The following is a 255-nucleotide window of genomic DNA, read 5'->3' on the forward strand; positions in this document are numbered from 1 at the left end:
TCGTAATGGTATGCCGAGGGATTGGATAGCCAAGCAGATTCCAATAAGCCTCTTGGCGATAGCCAGGGACTTTTTGCTCGAATTTTTGATACATGGTTTCTGCTATCAGTGACGCAGAAGCGGCTGTATTATTTAACGGAAGTCTGGGAATTTCAGATTTTGCAAAAGGCGTGCGCGTTCCGCTTTTCTCACAGTTCGCGCAGGCATATGTTTTCTGGAAATGTCTGTGGTTTTCAACTCTCGCCGGGATAAATT

The 255-nt window shown here is 45.5% G+C and carries 1 protein-coding gene; it reads right to left on the reverse strand.

Annotation, left to right across the window (positions count from 1 at the left end; translation table 11 throughout):
- Positions 1–255 (reverse strand): IS66 family transposase (locus ACYQ4S_RS12875; protein ID WP_459771580.1); only part of this gene is annotated, 255 nt, incomplete at both ends.

The organism is Alkalibacterium sp. s-m-28 (genome assembly GCF_054658175.1).